Source organism: Streptomyces sp. SKN60 (assembly GCF_026236535.1).
Classification (GTDB): domain Bacteria; phylum Actinomycetota; class Actinomycetes; order Streptomycetales; family Streptomycetaceae; genus Streptomyces.
Genome location: NZ_JAHTMW010000035.1, coordinates 21,419 through 40,566, shown reverse-complemented (window position 1 = coordinate 40,566; position 19,148 = coordinate 21,419). Strand labels below are relative to the sequence as shown.

General features: G+C 73.1%; 15 protein-coding genes. 3 read left to right on the top strand and 12 right to left on the bottom strand.

Features of this window, described 5'->3' with window-relative positions:
• Positions 1 to 363: 363 nt before the first annotated feature.
• Positions 364 to 1,371, bottom strand: a complete 1,008-nt coding sequence (locus KV205_RS34790; protein ID WP_265868993.1) for a stage II sporulation protein M — start codon at positions 1,369 to 1,371, stop codon at positions 364 to 366.
• A 157-nt stretch (positions 1,372 to 1,528) separates the two neighbouring features.
• Here KV205_RS34790 and KV205_RS34785 point away from each other — a divergent pair, with 157 nt between their 5' ends.
• The gene (locus KV205_RS34785) at positions 1,529 to 2,518 is read left to right on the top strand and encodes an RDD family protein (RefSeq protein ID WP_265868991.1); all 990 of its coding nucleotides are present in this window, start codon (positions 1,529 to 1,531) and stop codon (positions 2,516 to 2,518) included.
• A 6-nt stretch (positions 2,519 to 2,524) separates the two neighbouring features.
• On the opposite strand, the gene KV205_RS34780 is transcribed toward KV205_RS34785, so the two are convergent.
• Positions 2,525 to 3,136, bottom strand: coding sequence for a hypothetical protein (locus KV205_RS34780; RefSeq protein WP_265868990.1), 612 nt, complete (start codon positions 3,134 to 3,136; stop codon positions 2,525 to 2,527).
• Between the two features lie 162 nt (positions 3,137 to 3,298).
• On the bottom strand, positions 3,299 to 4,753 hold the full coding sequence (gene ahcY / locus KV205_RS34775; RefSeq protein WP_265868989.1) for an adenosylhomocysteinase: 1,455 nt from the start codon (positions 4,751 to 4,753) through the stop codon (positions 3,299 to 3,301).
• A 357-nt stretch (positions 4,754 to 5,110) separates the two neighbouring features.
• Between ahcY and lepB the strand changes: the two genes are divergently transcribed.
• Positions 5,111 to 5,785, top strand: coding sequence for a signal peptidase I (gene lepB / locus KV205_RS34770; protein WP_265868988.1), 675 nt, complete (start codon positions 5,111 to 5,113; stop codon positions 5,783 to 5,785).
• Positions 5,786 to 5,842: 57 nt separating this feature from the next.
• On the opposite strand, the gene KV205_RS34765 is transcribed toward lepB, so the two are convergent.
• The 6 genes from KV205_RS34765 to KV205_RS34740 all read right to left on the bottom strand — a co-directional run bounded on the left by KV205_RS34765 (position 5,843) and on the right by KV205_RS34740 (position 12,218).
• On the bottom strand, positions 5,843 to 6,775 hold the full coding sequence (locus KV205_RS34765; protein WP_265868987.1) for a cation diffusion facilitator family transporter: 933 nt from the start codon (positions 6,773 to 6,775) through the stop codon (positions 5,843 to 5,845).
• A 163-nt stretch (positions 6,776 to 6,938) separates the two neighbouring features.
• Entirely contained in the window at positions 6,939 to 8,090 is a 1,152-nt protein-coding gene (gene manA, locus KV205_RS34760) for a mannose-6-phosphate isomerase, class I (RefSeq protein ID WP_265868986.1), read from the bottom strand.
• 110 nt (positions 8,091 to 8,200) lie between these two features.
• Entirely contained in the window at positions 8,201 to 9,355 is a 1,155-nt protein-coding gene (locus KV205_RS34755; protein ID WP_265868985.1) for an SIS domain-containing protein, read from the bottom strand.
• 173 nt (positions 9,356 to 9,528) lie between these two features.
• On the bottom strand, positions 9,529 to 9,711 hold the full coding sequence (locus KV205_RS34750) for a Trm112 family protein (RefSeq protein ID WP_265868984.1): 183 nt from the start codon (positions 9,709 to 9,711) through the stop codon (positions 9,529 to 9,531).
• Between the two features lie 588 nt (positions 9,712 to 10,299).
• Positions 10,300 to 11,664: a phosphomannomutase/phosphoglucomutase gene (locus KV205_RS34745; protein ID WP_265868983.1), complete on the bottom strand. Its 1,365-nt coding sequence runs from the start codon at positions 11,662 to 11,664 to the stop codon at positions 10,300 to 10,302.
• A 113-nt stretch (positions 11,665 to 11,777) separates the two neighbouring features.
• The gene (locus KV205_RS34740) at positions 11,778 to 12,218 is read right to left on the bottom strand and encodes a DUF3499 domain-containing protein (protein ID WP_265868999.1); all 441 of its coding nucleotides are present in this window, start codon (positions 12,216 to 12,218) and stop codon (positions 11,778 to 11,780) included.
• A 305-nt stretch (positions 12,219 to 12,523) separates the two neighbouring features.
• On the opposite strand from KV205_RS34740, the gene KV205_RS34735 reads away from it, so the two are divergent.
• A complete protein-coding gene (locus KV205_RS34735; protein ID WP_265868998.1) occupies positions 12,524 to 12,940 on the top strand; it encodes a metallopeptidase family protein in 417 nt (138 codons plus the stop codon).
• 202 nt (positions 12,941 to 13,142) lie between these two features.
• Here the strand turns inward: KV205_RS34735 and KV205_RS34730 are convergent, their stop codons facing one another.
• The 3 genes from KV205_RS34730 to KV205_RS34720 all read right to left on the bottom strand — a co-directional run bounded on the left by KV205_RS34730 (position 13,143) and on the right by KV205_RS34720 (position 18,851).
• Positions 13,143 to 14,678 carry a DUF5719 family protein gene (locus KV205_RS34730; RefSeq protein WP_265868982.1) on the bottom strand — a complete coding sequence of 512 codons (1,536 nt, stop codon included), beginning with the start codon at positions 14,676 to 14,678 and terminating at the stop codon, positions 13,143 to 13,145.
• Positions 14,675 to 18,391: a glycosyltransferase family 2 protein gene (locus KV205_RS34725; protein ID WP_265868981.1), complete on the bottom strand. Its 3,717-nt coding sequence runs from the start codon at positions 18,389 to 18,391 to the stop codon at positions 14,675 to 14,677. The genes KV205_RS34730 and KV205_RS34725 overlap by 4 nt, the downstream gene beginning before the upstream one ends.
• A gap of 196 nt (positions 18,392 to 18,587) precedes the next feature.
• Positions 18,588 to 18,851, bottom strand: coding sequence for a WhiB family transcriptional regulator (locus KV205_RS34720; protein WP_265868980.1), 264 nt, complete (start codon positions 18,849 to 18,851; stop codon positions 18,588 to 18,590).
• Between the last annotated feature and the right edge of the window lie 297 nt (positions 18,852 to 19,148).

The following is a 19,148-nucleotide window of genomic DNA, read 5'->3' as shown; positions in this document are numbered from 1 at the left end:
CTTCCTTCGTTTCCGACTCTATCAGATCTTTCCGATCCGATTTCCTCGGTGCTTTCCGGTCCCTTTTCGACTTTCGTAGTTCCGGGCCCTTCCGGCGGTTCCGACTTTATCAGATTCATTTCCGCCGGCCTTACGGACGGCTTCGGTGATTCGGATAAGGAATCGGGGTGGCTCCGTGGTCTTCGAAATCTTCGAATGAGACTCGAATCCTCGACCGGAGCGAGAGAGATTCTAACTCGTCCGCCCTGAGCTTGTCCAGCTCCGGGCAACCGTTTGAATCTACCTCCCCTCGCCACCCGTGTCAACGGGTTTTGTGGGCGAAGAGGAGACTAGCAGGTCAGCAGGGTGCTCCGCACATCGAGCTCAGGCTGCCGTCGGCAGTTCGGCCGTACGGTCCGCCTCTGCCACGTCGCCCGTGTCGCCGGCGCGGGCCGCACGGCCGCCGAGCACGTACACGTACACGAGAAATGCCAGCTCAGCGGCGATGCCGATGGAGATGCGGGCCCAGGTCGGCAGGCCGGACGGGGTGACGAAGCCTTCGAGCAGGCCGGAGACGAAGAGGACCAGGGCGAGGCCGATGGCCATGCCGATCGCGGCGCGGCCCTGCTGGGCGAGGGCGGCGCGGCGGGTGGTGGGGCCGGGGTCGATGACGGTCCAGCCGAGGCGGAGGCCGGTGCCGGCGGCGACGAAGACGGCGGTCAGTTCGAGGAGGCCGTGCGGAAGGATCAGGCCGAGGAAGACGTCGAGGCGGCCGGCGGACGTCATCAGGCCGATGCCGATGCCGACGTTCAGCATGTTGGCGAACAGGATGTACAGCACCGGAAGGCCGAGGAAGGCGCCGAGGACCAGGCAGGTGGCGGCGGCCTGGGCGTTGTTCGTCCAGACCTGGGCGGAGAACGAGGCCGCCGGGTGGCTGGAGTAATAGGTCTCGTACGCCCCGCCGGGGCGGGTCATCTCGCGCAGCGCGGCGGGCGCGCCCAGCGCGGACTGGACCTCGGGGTGGGTGCCGATCCACCAGCCGATGAGGGCCGCGAGCAGGGTGGAGAGGATCGCCGTCGGTATCCACCAGTGGCGCGAGCGGTAGACCGCGGCCGGGAATCCGGCGGTCAGGAAGTCGGCGGCGTCGCGCCAGGAGGCGCGGCGGGTGCCGGTGACCGTGGCGCGGGCGCGGGCGATCAGCTGGGTGAGCCGGGCCGTGAGCATCGGGTCGGGGGCGCTGGACTGGATGAGCGAGAGGTGGGTCGCGGTGCGCTGGTAGAGCGCGACGAGTTCGTCGGCCTCGGCGCCGGTGAGGTGGCGGCCGCGGCCCAGCAGGTGGTCGAGGCGGTCCCACTCGGCTCGGTGGGTGGTGACGAAGACGTCGAGGTCCATGGTCGGCTGCTGCTCCAGGCACTGGGTGCGTACGGGTCCGTACTGCTCGTACTGCTACTGCTCGTACTACTGCGGCGCGCTGCGGGTCAGCTTGGCAGACTGGCGTTCGGACCGGGTTCGGGTGGGCGAACAAGGCGGGCGAGGAAGGGTGGGCTCCGTGAGCGGGGTGGTGACGGGGGACGCCGTCTATCTGGGGTTGGAGCCGGCGCGGCTGCCGACGCGGGCGTTGGCGATTCTGATCGATCTCGTCGTGGTGTGGGTGGGATTCCTGCTGATCAGCATCGGTCTCGCGGTCGCGACGGCCTCGCTGGACGAGGCGGCGGTGCGCGCCCTGTCGGTGGCCTCGTTCGTCCTCGTGCTGGTCGGTGCGCCGATCGCCGTGGAGACGCTGTCGCGGGGGCGGTCGCTCGGGAAGCTGGCGCTCGGGCTGCGGGTGGTGCGTGAGGACGGCGGCCCGATCCGTTTCCGGCACGCGCTGATGCGCGGGGCGATGGCGGTCGTGGAGATCCTGATGACCTTCGGGGTCGTCGCCTGCATCGCGTCGCTCGTGTCCGAGCGGGGGCGGCGGATCGGGGATGTGTTCGCCGGGACCCTGGTCGTACGGGAACGGGTGGCCGGCGGGCCGGGCGCGGGGGTTCTGGTGCCGCCTCCGCCGCCGTGGCTGGTGGGGCGGTTCGCGGGGCTCGATCTGTCGGCCGTGCCGGATTCGCTGTGGCTGGAGGTACGGCAGTACCTGACGCGGATGCGGCAGCTGGATCCGGCGACCGGGCAGCGGCTCGCGGAGCGGCTGGCCGGTGAGCTCGTGGCGCGTACGGGCGCGCCCGCGCCGCCCGGGGTGCCGGCGGCGGCGTATCTGGCGGGTGTGGTGGCCGAGCGGCAGGCGCGCGACGCGCGGCGGGCGTTCGCCCCGTCGGCCTCCTCGGTCTCCTCCGCCTCCTCGGTCTCCTCCGCCTCCTCGGTCTCCTCCGCCTCCTCGGTCTCCTCGGTCTCCTCCCAGCCTGCGACCTCTGTCCCCTCGGCCCTCGCCGCCCCCTCGGCTCCCTCGGCCTCTTCGGCTCCCACGGCTTCCGTCACCCCTCCCCCGGTGTCCGGGGCGGATGCGGGGACGCCGCCCCGGCCTGCGACCGGGTTCGCGCCGCCCGCGTAGCGGCGGTCAGAAGACGTTCGGCGGGGTGTCGAGCTCTTCGAGTTCGATGCCGGGGGCCGAGAGGACCACGTCGCCGGCGAGGTGGACGGTGTGCCGTTCGCCGGTGTCGAGGGCGCTGACCTGGTACTCGTCCACGATCAGGGGGCCGTTGTCAGTGGCGTGCGCTTCACTCTTCATCAGGGCCCAGGACTGGTCGACCGTCAGGGGGGCGAGGACGGGATCCGTGAAGGCGACGAGCCGGATGCGGGTCTCCGGGGAATCAGGGGTGAGGCGCAGGAGTCGGGAGATCGCGACGAGGAATGCCGGGGACGTGCCGGTGAAGGCGTGGGCGCGCACATTGCCTTCGGTGGCGTGGGTTCCGGTGGGGTCGGTACGGACCCAGGTGACGCCGTCGAGCGCGGCGCCGCGGACCTGCCAGTCGGCGGCGTGGAGTTCGAGGCGGATCGGGCGGCCGAGTTCGTCGATGGCCAGGTCGACGGAGCCTGTGGGGTCGCCGGAGGGGGATGTGGTCCGGGCGACGTAGCGCCAGCCGGAGGGGCCGGGCGCGCAGTGGAAGTGCTCTTCACCGAGGGGGGTGTGATCGTGCGGATCGTGGAGCGAATAGCGGCCTCGGGGCATGGGTCCTCGGGGTGCGTCCTGGAGCGGTAGCGGCGGAACGGGGACAGGCCCCCCGGCACGGGGGTGCGGGGGGCCTGTCTGTGCCGCTGCGGGTGCCTGCGACGGGCGGGTGCCGGTGCGTACGCGTGCGTGTGTGCGCCGGTCACCCGCCGGTCGTGGGGATCAGTAGCGGTAGTGGTCCGGCTTGTACGGGCCCTCGACCTTGACGCCGATGTAGTCGGCCTGCTCCTTGCGGAGGGTCGTCAGCTTGACGCCCAGGGAGTCGAGGTGGAGACGCGCGACCTTCTCGTCCAGGTGCTTCGGGAGCACGTAGACGTCGGTCGGGTACTCCTCCGGCTTGGTGAAGAGCTCGATCTGGGCCAGGGTCTGGTCCGCGAACGAGTTCGACATCACGAAGGACGGGTGACCCGTCGCGTTGCCCAGGTTCAGCAGACGGCCCTCGGACAGCACGATCAGGACCTTGCCGTCCTCGAACGTCCAGGTGTGGACCTGCGGCTTGACCTCGTCCTTGACGATGCCCGGGATCTTCGCCAGACCGGCCATGTCGATCTCGTTGTCGAAGTGACCGATGTTGCCGACGATCGCCTGGTGCTTCATCTTGGCCATGTCCGAGGCCATGATGATGTCCTTGTTGCCCGTCGTCGTGACGAAGATGTCGGCCGTCTCCACGACCTCGTCCAGCGTCGTGACCTGGTAACCGTCCATCGCCGCCTGCAGCGCGCAGATCGGGTCGATCTCGGTCACGATCACGCGGGCACCCTGACCACGCAGCGACTCGGCACAGCCCTTGCCGACATCGCCGTAACCGCAGACCACGGCCGTCTTGCCGCCGATGAGGACGTCGGTCGCGCGGTTGATGCCGTCGATCAGCGAGTGGCGGCAGCCGTACTTGTTGTCGAACTTCGACTTCGTCACGGCGTCGTTCACGTTGATCGCCGGGAAGAGGAGAGTGCCGGCCTGCATCATCTCGTAGAGACGGTGCACACCGGTCGTGGTCTCCTCCGTCACGCCGCGGATCTCGGACGCGAGCTGCGTCCACTTCTGCGGGGACTCGGCGAGGGTGCGGTTGAGGAGGCGGAGGATGTAGCCGTACTCCTCGCTGTCCGCGGTGGCCGGGTCCGGGGCCGAGCCGGCCTTCTCGAACTCGACGCCCTTGTGGACGAGGAGGGTGGCGTCACCACCGTCGTCGAGGATCATGTTCGGGCCGCCGGTGGGGGTGTTCGGCCAGGTCAGCGCCTGCTCCGTGCACCACCAGTACTCCTCCAGGGTCTCGCCCTTCCAGGCGAAGACCGGGACGCCCTGCGGGTTCTCCGGGGTGCCGTTCGGGCCGACGGCGATGGCCGCGGCGGCGTGGTCCTGGGTGGAGAAGATGTTGCAGGAGGCCCAGCGGACCTCGGCGCCGAGGGCGACCAGGGTCTCGATGAGGACGGCGGTCTGCACGGTCATGTGCAGGGAGCCGGTGATGCGGGCGCCGGCGAGCGGCTGCTGCTCGGCGTACTCGCGGCGGATGGACATCAGGCCGGGCATCTCGTGCTCGGCGAGGGTGATCTCCTTGCGGCCGAACGCGGCCAGGGACAGGTCGGCGACCTTGAAGTCCTGCGTGGCGACAGTCGTCATGACTGGAGCTGCTCCTCGTCAATCGGGTTCGAGGGTTCGAGTGGGCACCTGGCACCGCGGCTGTGGAGGACGCGGGCATACGAATGCCCGAGTGCTCCCGCGTCTTCCGCGGTGCAGTCGTCGGAGGCCCTCTCTCCCTCGGCCGGTCCGTGTACGGGACCGCCCGACCGCCATCAGCAGCGACGTCTGGCTGGTCACGAATCTACACCGATCGGCGCAGCGGCCCACAGTCCGCCTGGTGACGGATTCGGCCGGATCGGGGCCGGAACGGGGCTCGACAGCAGGTCTCGGTGCCGCTTCGCGCCTATAGGGTGCGGGCCGAACTGCTGCTGGGAGGGGTTGGAGGGGTTGACGGGTATGAGACCGGGGCGGGGACTGCGGATCGCGGGCTGGGTGGTGCTGGTGCCGTTGGGGGTGGTGCTGGTCGTCGCGGGGCTGATGCTGCGGAGCGCGTATCCGGCGCACCGGGTGCCGAGCGAATCGATGCGGCCGACCTACGAGCCCGGCGACATGCTCTACGCCGAGGTGGTGGAGCCGTCCGAGGTACGGCGCGGGGATGTCGTCCTCGTGTCCGTGCCCGAGTGGGGCGTCACCGAGGGCCTGGGCGTGAAGCGGGTGATCGGGGTCGGCGGCGACCGGGTCACGGCCGACGAGCGGCAGGTGTACGTGAACGGCGAGCCGCTCAGCGAGCCGTACGTGGCCGGGGGCGACCCGATCGGGGGCATGCCCGACGTCAAGATCGATGTGAAGGTGCCGGAGGGGCGGCTGTTCCTGCTCGGCGACAACCGGGGCAACTCCCTCGACTCGCGCTTCCACCAGGAGCTCAGCGGCGGCACCGTCCCGGTGACGGCGGTACGGGAGCGGGCGGTGGACGGACCGGCGGGCGGGGTCGCCGCCATGGGCGGCTTTCTCGGCGGGGCGGCGGTCCTGTTGACCGGGTTCGGGCTCGGCCTCGCCGGTTCGCTGACCGGCCGGTCGGCGCGGCGGCGCGCGGCGGCGGCGCCTCCCCCTGTCCCGTACGCCGTCCCCTGAAACGACAGAGGCCTCGGACCGCTGATCAGGTCCGGGGCCTCTCCTGTCGTCAGGTCGTCAGGCGTCCGCGGCGGCCCGCTGCTCGCTGTAGATGTCCGGCTCCAGGTAGATCACCCGGGCGATCGGGACGGCGGCGCGGATGCGCTCCTCGGCCGCGTCGATGGCGCGGGCGACCTGGGTGGCGGACTCGTCGTGGGCCACGGCGATCTTGGCGGCGACGAGGAGCTCCTCCGGGCCGAGGTGGAGGGTGCGCATGTGGATGAGGCGGGTGACGGTCTCGCCGTCGACGATCGCCTCCTCGATCTTCTTCACTTCCTCCACGCCGGCGGACTCGCCGAGCAGCAGCGACTTGGTCTCGGCGGCGAGGACGAGCGCGATGACGATGAGCAGGACGCCGATGCAGAGGGTGCCGATGCCGTCCCAGACGCCGTCGCCGGTCAGCAGGGCCAGGCCGACGCCGCCGAGGGCGAGGACGAGACCGATGAGGGCGCCGAAGTCCTCCAGGAGGACGACCGGGAGCTCGGGGGCCTTGGCGTGGCGGACGAAGTCCTTCCAGGACTTCTTGCCGCGGAGCTCGTTCGACTCCTTGATCGCGGTGCGGAAGGAGAAGCTCTCGGCGATGATCGCGAAGACGAGGACGCCGACCGGCCAGTACCAGGCCTCGATCGGGTGCGGGTGCTTGATCTTCTCGTAGCCCTCGTAGAGGGCGAACATGCCACCGACCGAGAAGAGCACGATGGAGACGAGGAAGGCGTAGATGTAGCGCTCGCGGCCGTAGCCGAAGGGGTGCTGCGGGGTTGCCTCGCGCTGGGCGCGCTTGCCGCCGAGGAGCAGCAGGCCCTGGTTGCCGGAGTCGGCCAGCGAGTGGACGGCCTCGGCGAGCATCGAGGACGAACCGCTGAAGAGGAACGCCACGAACTTCGAGGCCGCGATCGCGAGATTGGCGGCCAGCGCCGCCACGATCGCCTTGGTTCCGCCTGACGCGCTCATGGGTGTGTCTGTTCCCTTCGTCGTGTGCTCGATGCTCCGGCCCGGGAGGGAGGCGCGGCCCCTGTCGGAGGGCAGCTTATTGCCATCCCTTTGCCGTCGTTCGGCCGGTCATTGTCGCATCAGGACGGTGTCGGGTCCGGGTCAGACCCGCGTCAGCCCCTCGTCAGGCCACGACGGTGGCACGGAAGACCGTTCCCGTACCGGACAGTTCGGTCTTTTCGCCCGCCGGGACGAACGCCGATTCGCCGGGCGTGAGCGTCAGTTCGCCGACTGCCGGGCGGCCGGCGACGGCGAGCAGGATCTGCGGGGTGCCGGCGGTGAGGTCGGTGGGGGCGGCGCCCTCGGCGCGTACGTAGCGGGAGAGCCGGAACTCGTCGGTCGGGGTGTCGTACAGCTCCTCGCCCGACGGGGAGGCCTCGGGGCGCAGGATCCCGGGGTCGTTGGGCTCGAAGCGGACGACCCGGAGGAGTTCGGGGACGTCGACGTGCTTGGGGGTGAGGCCGCAGCGCAGCACGTTGTCGGAGTTGGCCATGATCTCGACGCCGAGGCCGTCGAGGTAGGCGTGCGGGACTCCGGCGCCGAGGTAGAGGGCCTCGCCGGGCTGCAGGGTGACCTCGTTGAGCAGCATCGCGGCGAGGACGCCGGGGTCGTTGGGGTAGTGGTGGGCGATCCGGGCGTACGTGGTGTGGGCGCCGCCCAGGCGGGCGGCGGCGTGCGCGGCCTCGGCGACGGTGTGCCCGATCTCGGTGCGGTCGGCGGTGAGCAGCGCGGTGAGGACCTCGCGCAGCGCGGCCTCCTCGGGGTGGGCGTGGAGGAGGTCGACGTACGGCTTGAGGGAGTCGACGCCGAGGGCGGCCATGGTGTCGGCGGCGTCGGCGGGGTCGCGGAAGCCGCACATGCCGTGGAACGGCGTGAGCGCGCAGATGAGTTCGGGCTTGTGGTTGGCGTCCTTGTAGTTGCGGTTCGGGGCGTCGATCGGGACGCCCGCGGCCTCCTCGGCGGCGAATCCGGCGCGCGCCTGGTCGAGGTCGGGGTGGACCTGGAGGGAGAGCGGGGCGCCGGCGGCCAGCACCTTGAAGAGGAACGGCAGGTGGGGGCCGAACTTCTCGACCGCGGCCGGGCCGAGTTCGCGTACGGGATCGGCGTCGATGACCTCGTTGAGGGGACCGCGGCCGGTGCGGGACGGGGCGCCGGGGTGGGCGCCCATCCACATCTCGGCCTGGGGCTCGCCGGTGGGGGCGACGCCGAGCAGTTCCGGGATGGCCGTCGTGGACCCCCAGGCGTACGGACGGACGGTGTTGACGAGGCGGTCCATGGGGCTTCCAGCTCTTCTCAGTGCGGTTGCGGTGGCGCGTCAGTGCGGTTGCGGTGCGCGGTGATGGACGTGTCGGACCGCCTGCCCGGCCGGTGCGGGGTGCGGCCCGGCTACTGCGGGGCGCGGCCCGCCGAGGCGAGGGAGAGGTAGACGGCGGCGAAGTCGGTGACGGCGAGGAGTTCGGCGAGGTTCTCCAGCGGGGTGCCCTCCTCCGCTTCCAGCTCGCTGATCGCGGTGTCGTGGCTGAGGGCGAGTTCGCGGGCGGCGGGGGCCGCGCTCAGTACGTTGCCCTCCGCCGGGCGGTCGCGGAGGAGGACGACGCGGGCGCGCAGCGCCTGCTGCTCCTCGACGCGGTCGCGGAAGAAGTCGTCGGGGTCGGCACCGGCCGCGTAGTCCCCGGCGAGCAGCATGCCGTGGGCGGGCAGCGCCTCGGGCAGTTCGGCGGCGAGCGCGGGCAGGCCGGCGAGTTCGGCGAGGACGGCGGCGAAGCGGCGGCCGGTCGGCCCGGCGGCCTCGCCCTCGGTCCACACCAGCGGGAGGGAGTCGGCGAGCTCGGCGGCGAGGGTCTTGGCCGGGTTGCTGTACGTGGCGATGGCGGGGCCGCAGCGCTCCGCCGTACGGTCCAGGCGGTCGGCGACCTGTTCGAGCGCCTCCGGCGGCGCCTCCACCAGGCCCACCCGGTCGAGCAGCGCGAGCAGCGGCGTGAACAGCGCCCACAGCGCGCCGGGGCTCGCGGCGAGGTTCTCCCCGTACTCGTCGGCCGTCTCGTGCGGAGCCATGGCCAACGGTACGAGCAGGCCGCGCGCGCCGCCGACCGACCCGGCCAGCGGGGAGTCCTTGGGCGTGACGGCGACGACCGTGACGCCGCGGCGGTACGCCTGCTCGGCGAGGAGCGCGAGTCCCGGCTCGGCGCCGTCCGTCGTCGGCAGGAGCAGCAGGTCGACCGAGCCGGCCCAGCCGGGCAGGGCCCAGCGCAGGGCGCCGGCGGCCGGTGCGACACCGGTCGGCTGGAGGCGGATCACCGGGGCCGCGGCGCCGGCGAGGGCGCCGATCAGGTCGGCGACGCCGGCGGCGGCGGTGCCGGGGCCCGCGACGAGGACGGCGCGGGGGCGGCCCTCGGGGTGGAGCGCCGCGATGCCTGCCTCGGCGGCGTGCCGGGCGGCGGTCCGTACCCGCGCGCCCGCTTCGGCGGCGCCGCGGAGCAGTCCGCGGTGGTCGGCGAGCGCGAGGGCGTCCGGTGCGTCGAGGAGGGTCTCGTCGAGCATGTGGCGGGCCTCCGGTGGGTCGGCGGAGCGGGGCCGGCGGTGGCCGGCGGTGGGCCGGTGTGGGTGGTCCTCCGAGGGTGGTGCGCGTCAGCGCACGCTCGCATCCCGCGCGCCCCGTCCCGCGCCGGCTTCCCGGGGCGCGGGGCGGGCGGCGGAACGGGCGGCGGAGCGGGTCACTCGGGGCGGCGGGCCTCGTCGACCAGCAGGACCGGGATGCCGTCGCGCACGGGGTACGCGAGTCCGCAGTCGGCGGAGGTGCAGACGAGCTCCGGGGTCTCCTCCGCCGTCCGGTCGTTCAGCGGGGCGTGGCAGGCCGGGCAGGCCAGGATCTCCAGGAGGCCGGCTTCGAGCGGCATGGTGGTCCCTTCGGGGCGGTACGACGGTTTACGGGCCTGGTCAGCCTACCGCCGGGCCGCAGTCGGCGCCCTTGGTGCGGGGCGGGGCGCCGGGGTTACGTTGCGGGGCGCGGCCGACGGTGGGGCGGCGGTGGGGGAACCGGGTGGGGAACGGGGGGCGACGGGTTGCCCGTGCGGGCCTGCTTACGGGCGCGGGGGGCCACCGGGTGGGCGGTCCGGTGAGCGCGGCGCGCTCGGGGCGCGGGCAGGTCCACCCGGCGGGCGGTCCGGTGAGCGCAGCGCCCTCGGGGCGCGGGCAGGTCCACCCGGCGGGCGGTCCGGTGAGCGCAGCGCCCTCGGGGCGCGGGCAGGCGCAGGGAGCGGAGCGCGCCCGCAAGGGCGCCGTCCCGTGTGCCCACCCGTCCCGCCCTGCGGGACGAATGCCCACAACGGGAAATGGCGAAGGCCCGCCCCGCCCATGCGGCTGGGGTGGGTGGGCGCGGGACGAATGCCCACAACGGGAACAGCGCGGCACCGCCCTGCGGGACGAGCCCCGCGAACGGCGAAGGCCCGCCCCTGCGGGCGGGCCCTCGGGGGCTGTGCTGCGGGTTACGCGCGGACCAGGGACAGGACCTCGTCGCGGAGGGAGGACATCGTCGGCTCGTCGCGGGCCTCGATGTTGAGGCGGAGGAGGGGTTCCGTGTTGGAGGCGCGGAGGTTGAACCACCAGTCGGCGGCGGTGACGGTGAGGCCGTCGAGCTCGTCGAGGGTGACGCCGTCGCGGTCGGCGTAGGCGGCCTTCACGGCGGCCAGGCGGGCGGTCTGGTCGGCGACGGTGGAGTTGATCTCGCCGGAGGAGGCGTAGCGGTCGTAGGCGGCGACCAGGGCGGACAGCGGGCCGTCCTGGCCGCCGAGGGCGGCGAGGACGTGGAGCGCGGCGAGCATGCCGGTGTCCGCGTTCCAGAAGTCCTTGAAGTAGTAGTGCGCGGAGTGCTCGCCGCCGAAGATGGCGCCGGTCTTCGCCATCTCCTCCTTGATGAAGGAGTGGCCGACCCGGGTGCGCACCGGGGTGCCGCCGTTCTCGCGGACGACCTCGGGGACGGACCACGAGGTGATCAGGTTGTGGATCACGGTGCCGCCGGGGTTCTTGGCGAGCTCGCGCGCGGCGACGAGGGCGGTGATCGCGGACGGGGAGACCGGGTCGCCGTTCTCGTCGACGACGAAGCAGCGGTCGGCGTCGCCGTCGAAGGCGAGGCCGAGGTCGGCGCCCTCGGCGCGGACGCGGGCCTGCAGGTCGACGATGTTCTTCGGGTCGAGGGGGTTGGCCTCGTGGTTCGGGAAAGTGCCGTCGAGCTCGAAGTACATCGGGACGACGTCGAGCGGCAGGCCGTCGAAGACGGTGGGGACGGTGTGGCCGCCCATGCCGTTGCCGGCGTCGACGACGACCTTCAGCGGCCGGATGGCGCTGAGGTCGACGAGGCCGAGGAGGTGGGCGGCGTAGTCCTTGAGGGTCTCGCGCTCGCTGACCGTGCCCTCGGTCGCGGCCGGCTCGGGGGCGCCCTGCTCCGTCCACCGCTCGACGAGCGCGCGGATCTCGGAGAGGCCGGTGTCCTGGCCGACGGGGGCGGCGCCGGCCCGGCACAGCTTGATGCCGTTGTACTGGGCCGGGTTGTGCGAGGCGGTGAACATCGCGCCGGGCAGGCTGAGCGCGCCGGACGCGAAGTACAGCTGGTCGGTCGAGCAGAGGCCGATCAGGGTGACGTCGGCGCCGAGCCGGGCGGCGCCGCGCGCGAAGGCGGCGGCGAGGCCGGGCGAGGAGGGGCGCATGTCGTGGCCGATGACGATCGCGTCGGCGTCGACGACCCGCACGAAGGCGGCGCCGAAGAGCTCGGCGAGCGACTCGTCCCACTGATCCGGCACCACTCCGCGGACGTCGTACGCCTTCACGATCTGCGACAGATCAGCAGCAGTCACGGATCAATCCTCCTGAGGTCTCGGCTGTCGTTCGCGCGGATTGCGGCGCGCGTACGGACCGCCCAAACTACCCGGGACCGGACCTTGATCAGTTCTCGGGTGAACCCAGCACCCTAGTTCTCGGGTGAACGCAGCACCCTCAGGTGCCCTCGCCGGCCGACCTCCATGGGGTCGGCGCCGCGGCCGCCCGGGCCGGGCTTTCCGCCGCCGGCCTCGGCCGCGCGTTCCTGGGGGCGGGCCGCCTCCCGTACCGCGTTGGCGAGGGCTTCGAGGTCGTCGCCGCTGGGGCGGGTGGGGGTGGTGGCGTCGTGGAGCCGCACGACCTCCCAGCCGCGCGGGGCGGTGAGGCGCTCGCTGTGCTCGGCGCACAGGTCGTAGCAGTGGGGCTCGGCGTAGGTGGCGAGCGGGCCGAGGACCGCGGTCGAGTCGGCATAGACGTACGTCAGTGTCGCGACGGCAGGGCGGCCGCACGCGGTGCGCGAACAGCGACGTACAGGGCTCACGACGTTGGACGGTACCGCACTCTTGAGCGGGCCGCGACGACTCTCCCCCAGGTCACTCCACCGTGTCGCGGTGTGACCTCCGCCACGGACCGGGTCCGATCGGCCGTTCTGACCTGCGGGAGCGGCGTGCCGGGCGGCTGGTGATGCTGTGCGATCCGGACATCGGCCTGGGGAAATCCGGTCAATCACGGCCAGATGGCCGATCGTCGGGGCCCTGGAAAACGGGCGCGGGCTTGGCCGGATCGGTCGGGTTGCGACATGGGTGGCGGCCGGTCGCCACCGGCCCGGCCGTCCCGGACCGGTCCGGGAACACCGGGGAGAGTTACGCTGCGTCAGTGACGGACAGCACCCACAGCATGGACAGTGCGACGCCGCGCGTGCGACGCCGCGACCGGCACGGCCGCGGTATGCGGGGGCCGGTGGCCCCGCCGCAGGTGCCGCTGTCCGCGAGCCGGGCGGACAGCTTCCGCGATCTGGTCCTGGACTCGGTGGAGCGGCTCGAGCGGCACTGGCCGCAGTTGGCGGACGTCGAGTTCATGGTGATGGAGGTGCCGCCCACGGTCTCGGGCGAGCCCGTGGTGCCGCTCGGCGGCTCGACGCCGGCGGAGAAGAACGAGCCGGCCCGGGTCGTCGTCTACCGTCGCCCGGTCGAGATCCGCGCGAAGAACCGCGACGAGCGCGCGCTGCTGGTGCACGAGGTGGTCGTGGAGCAGGTCGCCGACCTGCTCGGTCTCTCCCCCGAGTCGGTCGACCCGCGCTACGGGCAGGACTGACCGGGACGGGACCGCGACCGACTGGGACAGGACCGCCCGGGTCGGCTGCCCCGGGCGGGGCGCCCCTGTTCCGCCGCAGCACGGACCCGTAGAAGGCTGAGACCCCCTCCCGTACGGGACGCACCCGACCGCACCGAAAAGGGGCCGGCCCCACCCGTACGGGCGAAAGGGCCGGCCCCTGTCAGGGCGGGTGGGAGTGCGGTCAGTCGTCCAGGACGGTCAGGTCCTGGCGGGCCTTGGGGACCTCGACCTTGCTGTGGTCGTCCGTGAACGGCTGGATCGTGAACATCGGGATGCCGTCCTGCGGCAGTTCGAGCAGACGCGAGGCGTGCACCGGGCCGCCCGAGAGGCGCTCGACGGTGAGGGCGTAGGAGCCCTTGAGGCCGTCGGGGACCGGCGCGGCGAGGGAGGTGGTCGTGCCCGCCTTGAGGGTGACGGTCTTGCTGACCTTGGTGCCGCCCTGCGCGCCCGCGGAGGCGGTGATCCGCACTTCGGCGCCGCCGGCGGGCGCGGTCAGGGCGAGGGTGGAGCCCTTGGCGCGGTTGTCGGCGACGGTGGCGCGGCCCTCGATGGGGGCGGCGGCCGGGATGAACGCGATCTCCTGCTGCTCGCCCTTGCCGCGGGCCACCCGGAGCGCGGCGACGACCGGGGTGGCCTTCTTGGGGTCGGTGGGGGTCAGGAGGAGGGAGCCGGGCTCGCCTCGGGTGAGGTCGGGCAGGTCGACGGCGGCGGTCATGCCGGACTTCACGTGCACGGCGTCGGCGCTGGCCGGGACGATCTTGCCGGTCGGGGTGACCAGCTGGATCTTCAGGTCGGCGTCGGCGTCGCCGGGCGCGTAGGCGACCAGGCGGACCGAGGTGGCGTCGGCCGGGATGCCGGGCAGCACGGCGGTGCCGCTCGGGTCGGCGGAGGCCTGCAGCCAGTCGGCGCCCGCCTTGTCGTCGGCGGCGCCGACGACGGCGCCGACGCGGCCGCTGCGGGTGGTCACGTGGACGGTGAGGTCCTGCTGGGCCGGGTCGTTGGTGAGGGTCGAGAGCAGCACCGGGACGGTGGTGTGCGCCGGGACCGGGATGCCCTCGGTGGACAGCAGCTTGAGCGGGCCGGCCGGGCCGTACAGCTCGATGTCGGCGGTCGCGGTGCCGTCGTCCGGGTTGGTGAGGTGGACGTAGTCCTGGCGCCCCTTGGCGGTGGACGCGGCCGGGAACCAGAAGTCGGTGTCCGGGGCGGTGCAGGTGACGCCGAGCAGGCCGCGGGCGCCGCCGGCCGGGACGACGGTGGTCTGCTGGACGGTCCAGCCGGGGGCCAGGCCGCCGCTCGCGGAGCCGGTGAGGGCGGGCGCGTCGGGGCCCTTCGCCTCCGCGTTGACCGGGGTGCCGGGCTTGGTGACGGTCGCCGGGGCCTTGGGCTTCTTGGTGGTCTTGGCGGGCTGTTCGCCGGGCGGCGGGGCGATGGGGGCGGGCTGCAGCTCGGTCTTGGCGGCGGTCCGCTCCTCGCCCTTCCCCTGCGCCGTCGCCTTCGCCGCCGGGGTGTCCTCGGGTGTGTACGAGGTGTAGGTGGTCTCGGCGACCTCGGAGGTGCTGGGGCCGGGGCAGAGCAGGGCGGTGCGCTCGACGGGCAGCCGGGCGGCCTGCGAGGTGTTCACGGGCACGGCGCCGTCGGGGGCGGTGAGCGCGGCGACGCCGGTCACCGCCGCCAGGGTGCCGGCGACGGCGATCAGGGAGAGGGTGGTGCGCTTCACTGGTTGCTGCTCCCGTCCGGACGCTGCTGCTGCCCGTACCCGTAGGGGTCGTACGGGTCGTAGGGCTGCTGTTGCTGCTCGTAGCCCTGCGGCTGCTCGTAGCCCTGCTGTTCATAGGGCTGCTGCTCGTAGCCGTTCTGCTGGGCGTACGGGTCGTACTGCTGCTGAGCGTCGTACTGCTGGGGGTCGTACTGCTGCTGGGTCTGCTGCGCGTACGGGTCGTAGGCGTACTGCTCCTGGTAGTAGCCCTGCTGCTGCCCCGCGTACTGGCCGTCCCACTCGGGCTGCTGCTGCTCGTAGGTCTGCTGTTCCGGTACGGGGACGGGCACGGGCTCCGGCTCGGGTGCGGGCACCGCGGCCTCGCCGGCTTCCGCCGCGGCCTCTGCGGCCTCGGCGGCGGCTTCGGCTTCCGCCGCGGCGCGCAGGCGGCGGGCGCGGCGGCCGTCGCCGTCGGCGGCGGTGGCCTGGGCGGGGAGGGCGAGCTCCTCGTCGGGCAGGTCGTCGTCGATGTCGCGGCGGCGGCCGGGCAGGGCGAGGACGAGCAGGACGACGGCGAGGAAGGCCTGGGTCCAGATCCACGCGGTGTGGGTGACGGGCTCCTCGAAGGTGAGGTCGAGGCGGCCGGCGTCGGCGGGTAGCTCGAAGCCCTGGGCCCAGCCGTCGACGGTGACGGGCTTGAGCTCCTTGCCGTCGAGGGTGGCGGTCCAGCCGGCGTCGGCGCGGTCGGCGACGCGCAGGACGCGGCCGGCGGGCCCGGCGGGGATCTTGGTGTGGGCCTCGACGGGGCCGGCGGCGACGGCCACCGGGCGCGCGGCCTCGGCGGCCGGGGCGGCGTCGGGGGTCTCGGTCGCCTGGCCGGCGGCCGCTCCGCCGTCCTTGGGGACGATCATGACGCGGGCGACCGCGTGTTCGCGGCTCACCTCCCACAGCGCGCTGCCGTCGAGCTGGCTGAGCCGGGAGAGGCCCGGGGTGGCGTCGAGGACGCGGCCCATCGCGCGCGGTGCCCCGTCCCGTACCAGGACGAAGCGGATGGCGAAACCGCTCAGCTCCTCGGTCTGGTCGGCGCCGGAGCCGGCCACGAGGTGGGAGACGACCTGGTCGAGGCGCGGGTCGCTGCCGCCGGTCGCGGTGAGTTCGGCGTCGCCGAGGCGGGCGCCGGAGCCGCGGACCAGGGTGTACGACACCTCGCCGGACGCGCCGCCGCCGAGGACGAGGGTGCGGGCCTGGTCCTCCTCGCCGCTCTCCTCGGCGACGAACGCGGGCACCTGGACCGGGTCGCGGCGGGTGAGCGGGCCGTCGGCGCCGCCGATCATCCAGCCGGCCGCGGAGAGCAGCGGGCCGGCGGCGCAGGCGAGGGCGACGAGGGCGGCGACGGGCTGGCGCCAGCCGAAGCCGTGGGCGGCGACGCGGGTGCGGCCGCCCTCGGCGCCGATGGTGCCGGCGGCGAGCAGCGCGGCGCCGTAGACGAGGGTGGCGGGGCCGGACCAGCCGGTCTCGCCGTCGCCGGCGCCGTTGGTGAGGAGGGCGAAGAGCAGGCCGGCGAGGGCGGCGGCCCAGGCGGCGCGGACGGCGACGGTGCGGTCCTCGCGGAGCAGTCCGGCCAGGCCGGCGCCGACGAGGCCGAGGAGCAGGATGCCGCCGAGGGTGCCGGGGCCGCCGGGGCTGGTGCCGAGCAGGTCGAGCGCGGAGGCGCTGCCCGTACGGATGTCGAGGCCGGCCTCGCGCAGGAAGGCGGAGGGGCTGGTCAGCAGGGTGAGCGACCAGGGGGCGAGGAGCAGGACCGGGGTGCCGACAGCGGCGACGAAGCGCAGCGCGTACGCCGTGATGTCGTCGCGGCGCAGGGCGAGGACGCCGAGGCCGAGGAGGACGGCGAGCGGCCAGACGACGGGCGTGAACGCGGTCGCGAAGGTCAGCAGGAAGGTGTACGCCCAGGTGGCGCGCCAGCTGCCGCGCTCGCCGCGCGGACGGTTGAGCCCGTGGGCGGCGACGGCGGCGCGGGCGATCAGCGGGAGCAGGATCGCGAGGACGGCGGTGCCGAGGCGGCCGGTGGCGAGCGCGCCGGTGGCGGCGGGCAGGAAGGCATACGCGATGGCGGCCCAGGCGCGCAGGAGGCGGGACTCGACGATGCCGCGGGAGGCGAAGTAGGCGGTGAAGCCGGCCAGCGGGACCGAGCAGACGAGCAGCACGGTCAGCGCGAAGGAGGTCGAGCCGAGGAACAGCGCGGAGAGCGCGGCCAGGACGGCGAGGTAGGGCGGGGCGGTCTGGGTGCCGCCGGTGCCGATGGCGTGCCAGCCGTCGGCGTAGCGCGACCAGAGGCCGGAGACGGTGTCGGGGGCGGGCAGCAGGGCGCCGCCGGCCAGCGAGCCGCCGCCGAAGAGGTTGCGGCAGGCGACCAGGGAGACGATGAGGAGGACGGCGAAGAGGACCGGTCCGGGCTTGCGGGCGATCTTCTTCAGCCGGGCGAACTGCTCGATCTCCAGGTAGTCGGCGTCGTCGCCGCCGGGGCCGGACTCGACGACGCCGTGCCGGGAGCCGCCGGAGTCGGCGTCGGAGCCGCCGAAGTGGGAGGCGAGCTGCTCGGCGGCGGCGCGGACGGTGGCGCCGGGCGCGGGGAAGAGGGGGCGCAGTTCGCTCGCGGGCACGGCCGGGTGCTTGCGCCGGCCGCGCGCGGCGAGGATCTTCTCGGGCCGCAGCAGGGTGGCGAGCAGGCCCATGACCTCGTCGACGGCCTGGCCGGGCGCCTTGCCGACGAGATAGCCGAGGGTGCGCAGCAGGGTGCCGAGGACGAGGCGGAGGAAGACGTACGGCAGGGCGGCGCCGCGGGTGTTGGCGAGCAGCGTGTAGACGGCGCCGGCCTTGTCGACGCGGTGCGGGTTGGCGGCCGAGCGGCCGGCGCAGTCGACGGTGCGGCGCTCGCGGGCGGAAGCCTCGGCGTGCCGGAGCACGGCGTCGGGGGCGACCAGGACGCGGTGGCCCGCGGAGTGGGCGCGCCAGCACAGGTCGACGTCGTCGCGCATGAGGGGCAGCCGGCGGTCGAAGCCGCCGAGCTCCTCGAAGACGTCGCGGCGGACGAGCATGCCGGCGCTGGAGACGGAGAGCACGGAGCGGACCTGGTCGTGCTGGCCCTGGTCCTGCTCGCGGCGGTCGAGGCCGGTCCAGCGGCGGCCGCTGCGGGCGATGGAGACGCCGGCTTCGAGGAGCTGCTTCTTGTCGTACCAGCCGCGCAGTTTGGGGCCGACGACGGCGATGTCGCCGTCGGAGTCGGCGACGCGCAGGAGTTCGGCGAGCGCGCCGGGCTCGGGCGCGCAGTCGTCGTGGAGCAGCCAGAGCCACTGCACGGGCTCGCCGTGCGGGAGTTCGGGCAGGTCGTAGGCGTCGTCGCGCCAGCTGCGGGTGACCGGGTCCCAGCCGCTGGGGCGCTTCAGATACGGCAGCTCCTCGGGGCCGAGGACGGGCGCGGTGCGCGCGGCCTCCTCGACGGCGGCGCCGAATCCGGTGCGACGGGCGAGGTGGAGGACGCGGTCGGGGCCGAGCGAGTCGGCGAGCAGCCGCGCGGAGTCGTCGGCGCTGCCGGTGTCGGCGGCGACCACGTTCTGGACGGGGCGCTCCTGGGCGAGCAGCCCGGCGAGGGCGTCCGGCAGCCAGCGGGCGCCGTCGTGGGCGACGAGCACGGCGGTGACGACGTGTCGTGGGAACTCAGGAGTTGAGGACATCGAGCTACGGCCCCTCCGGCCGGGGGTCGCCCGGTGAAGGGCGTGGATGCGTCTCGGACGGAGGCCCACACTAGTAGCTGGCACGACAACGGTCCGCCGCCTGTGGACAACCACGGGGTGCGGACCGTTCGTTGTGTACGTCGTTGTGGACGTCTTGGTATACGTCGCGGTGTACGGCGTGACGTAAAGACGTCCGTCAGACGGCTGCCTTCTTCAGGCGGCGGCGTTCGCGCTCGGACAGACCGCCCCAGATACCGAAGCGCTCGTCGTTCTGCAGCGCGTATTCGAGGCATTCGGAGCGGACCTCGCAGGCGAGACAGACCTTTTTCGCCTCCCGGGTCGAGCCGCCCTTCTCGGGGAAGAAGGACTCGGGATCGGTCTGGGCGCACAGTGCGCGCTCCTGCCAGCCGAGTTCCTCGTCCGCGTCCTCGACCAGCAGTTCCTCGAACAACTCGGTCATGTGCGCCCCTCGTCCGTCCATTGCGTCCCCGTGATTGGCCGTCTTCGATCCCGGATCGATCCCGGATCAATCCCGGCCGAACGACACGAGTGAAATTACAAGTTCGTGCTCTGTGCGAGTCAAGCCGAGATCTGCTATTGGGCCCCGTATTCACTCTGCGGAACCAAGCCTATGCGGAAAGTGTTCAAATCACCAAAAACCTGACACATACCACGGGCCTGTCCGCACCGTCACGCCCCACACAGAAGGACGTCCGGGAGTCGAATCCTGTTGCGATTCGGCCACGGAAGCGATCCG

Excerpts from the sequence above, each read along its gene's own strand:
- KV205_RS34790 (WP_265868993.1), bottom strand. The coding sequence starts at position 1,371 with ATGGACCTCGACGTCTTCGTCACCACCCACCGAGCCGAGTGGGACCGC.
- KV205_RS34780 (WP_265868990.1), bottom strand. The coding sequence starts at position 3,136 with ATGCCCCGAGGCCGCTATTCGCTCCACGATCCGCACGATCACACCCCC.
- ahcY (WP_265868989.1), bottom strand. The coding sequence starts at position 4,753 with ATGACGACTGTCGCCACGCAGGACTTCAAGGTCGCCGACCTGTCCCTG.
- lepB (WP_265868988.1), top strand. The coding sequence starts at position 5,111 with ATGAGACCGGGGCGGGGACTGCGGATCGCGGGCTGGGTGGTGCTGGTG.
- KV205_RS34765 (WP_265868987.1), bottom strand. The coding sequence starts at position 6,775 with ATGAGCGCGTCAGGCGGAACCAAGGCGATCGTGGCGGCGCTGGCCGCC.
- manA (WP_265868986.1), bottom strand. The coding sequence starts at position 8,090 with ATGGACCGCCTCGTCAACACCGTCCGTCCGTACGCCTGGGGGTCCACG.
- KV205_RS34755 (WP_265868985.1), bottom strand. The coding sequence starts at position 9,355 with ATGCTCGACGAGACCCTCCTCGACGCACCGGACGCCCTCGCGCTCGCC.
- KV205_RS34750 (WP_265868984.1), bottom strand. The coding sequence starts at position 9,711 with ATGCCGCTCGAAGCCGGCCTCCTGGAGATCCTGGCCTGCCCGGCCTGC.
- KV205_RS34735 (WP_265868998.1), top strand. The coding sequence starts at position 12,524 with ATGGACAGTGCGACGCCGCGCGTGCGACGCCGCGACCGGCACGGCCGC.
- KV205_RS34725 (WP_265868981.1), bottom strand. The coding sequence starts at position 18,391 with ATGTCCTCAACTCCTGAGTTCCCACGACACGTCGTCACCGCCGTGCTC.
- KV205_RS34720 (WP_265868980.1), bottom strand. The coding sequence starts at position 18,851 with ATGACCGAGTTGTTCGAGGAACTGCTGGTCGAGGACGCGGACGAGGAA.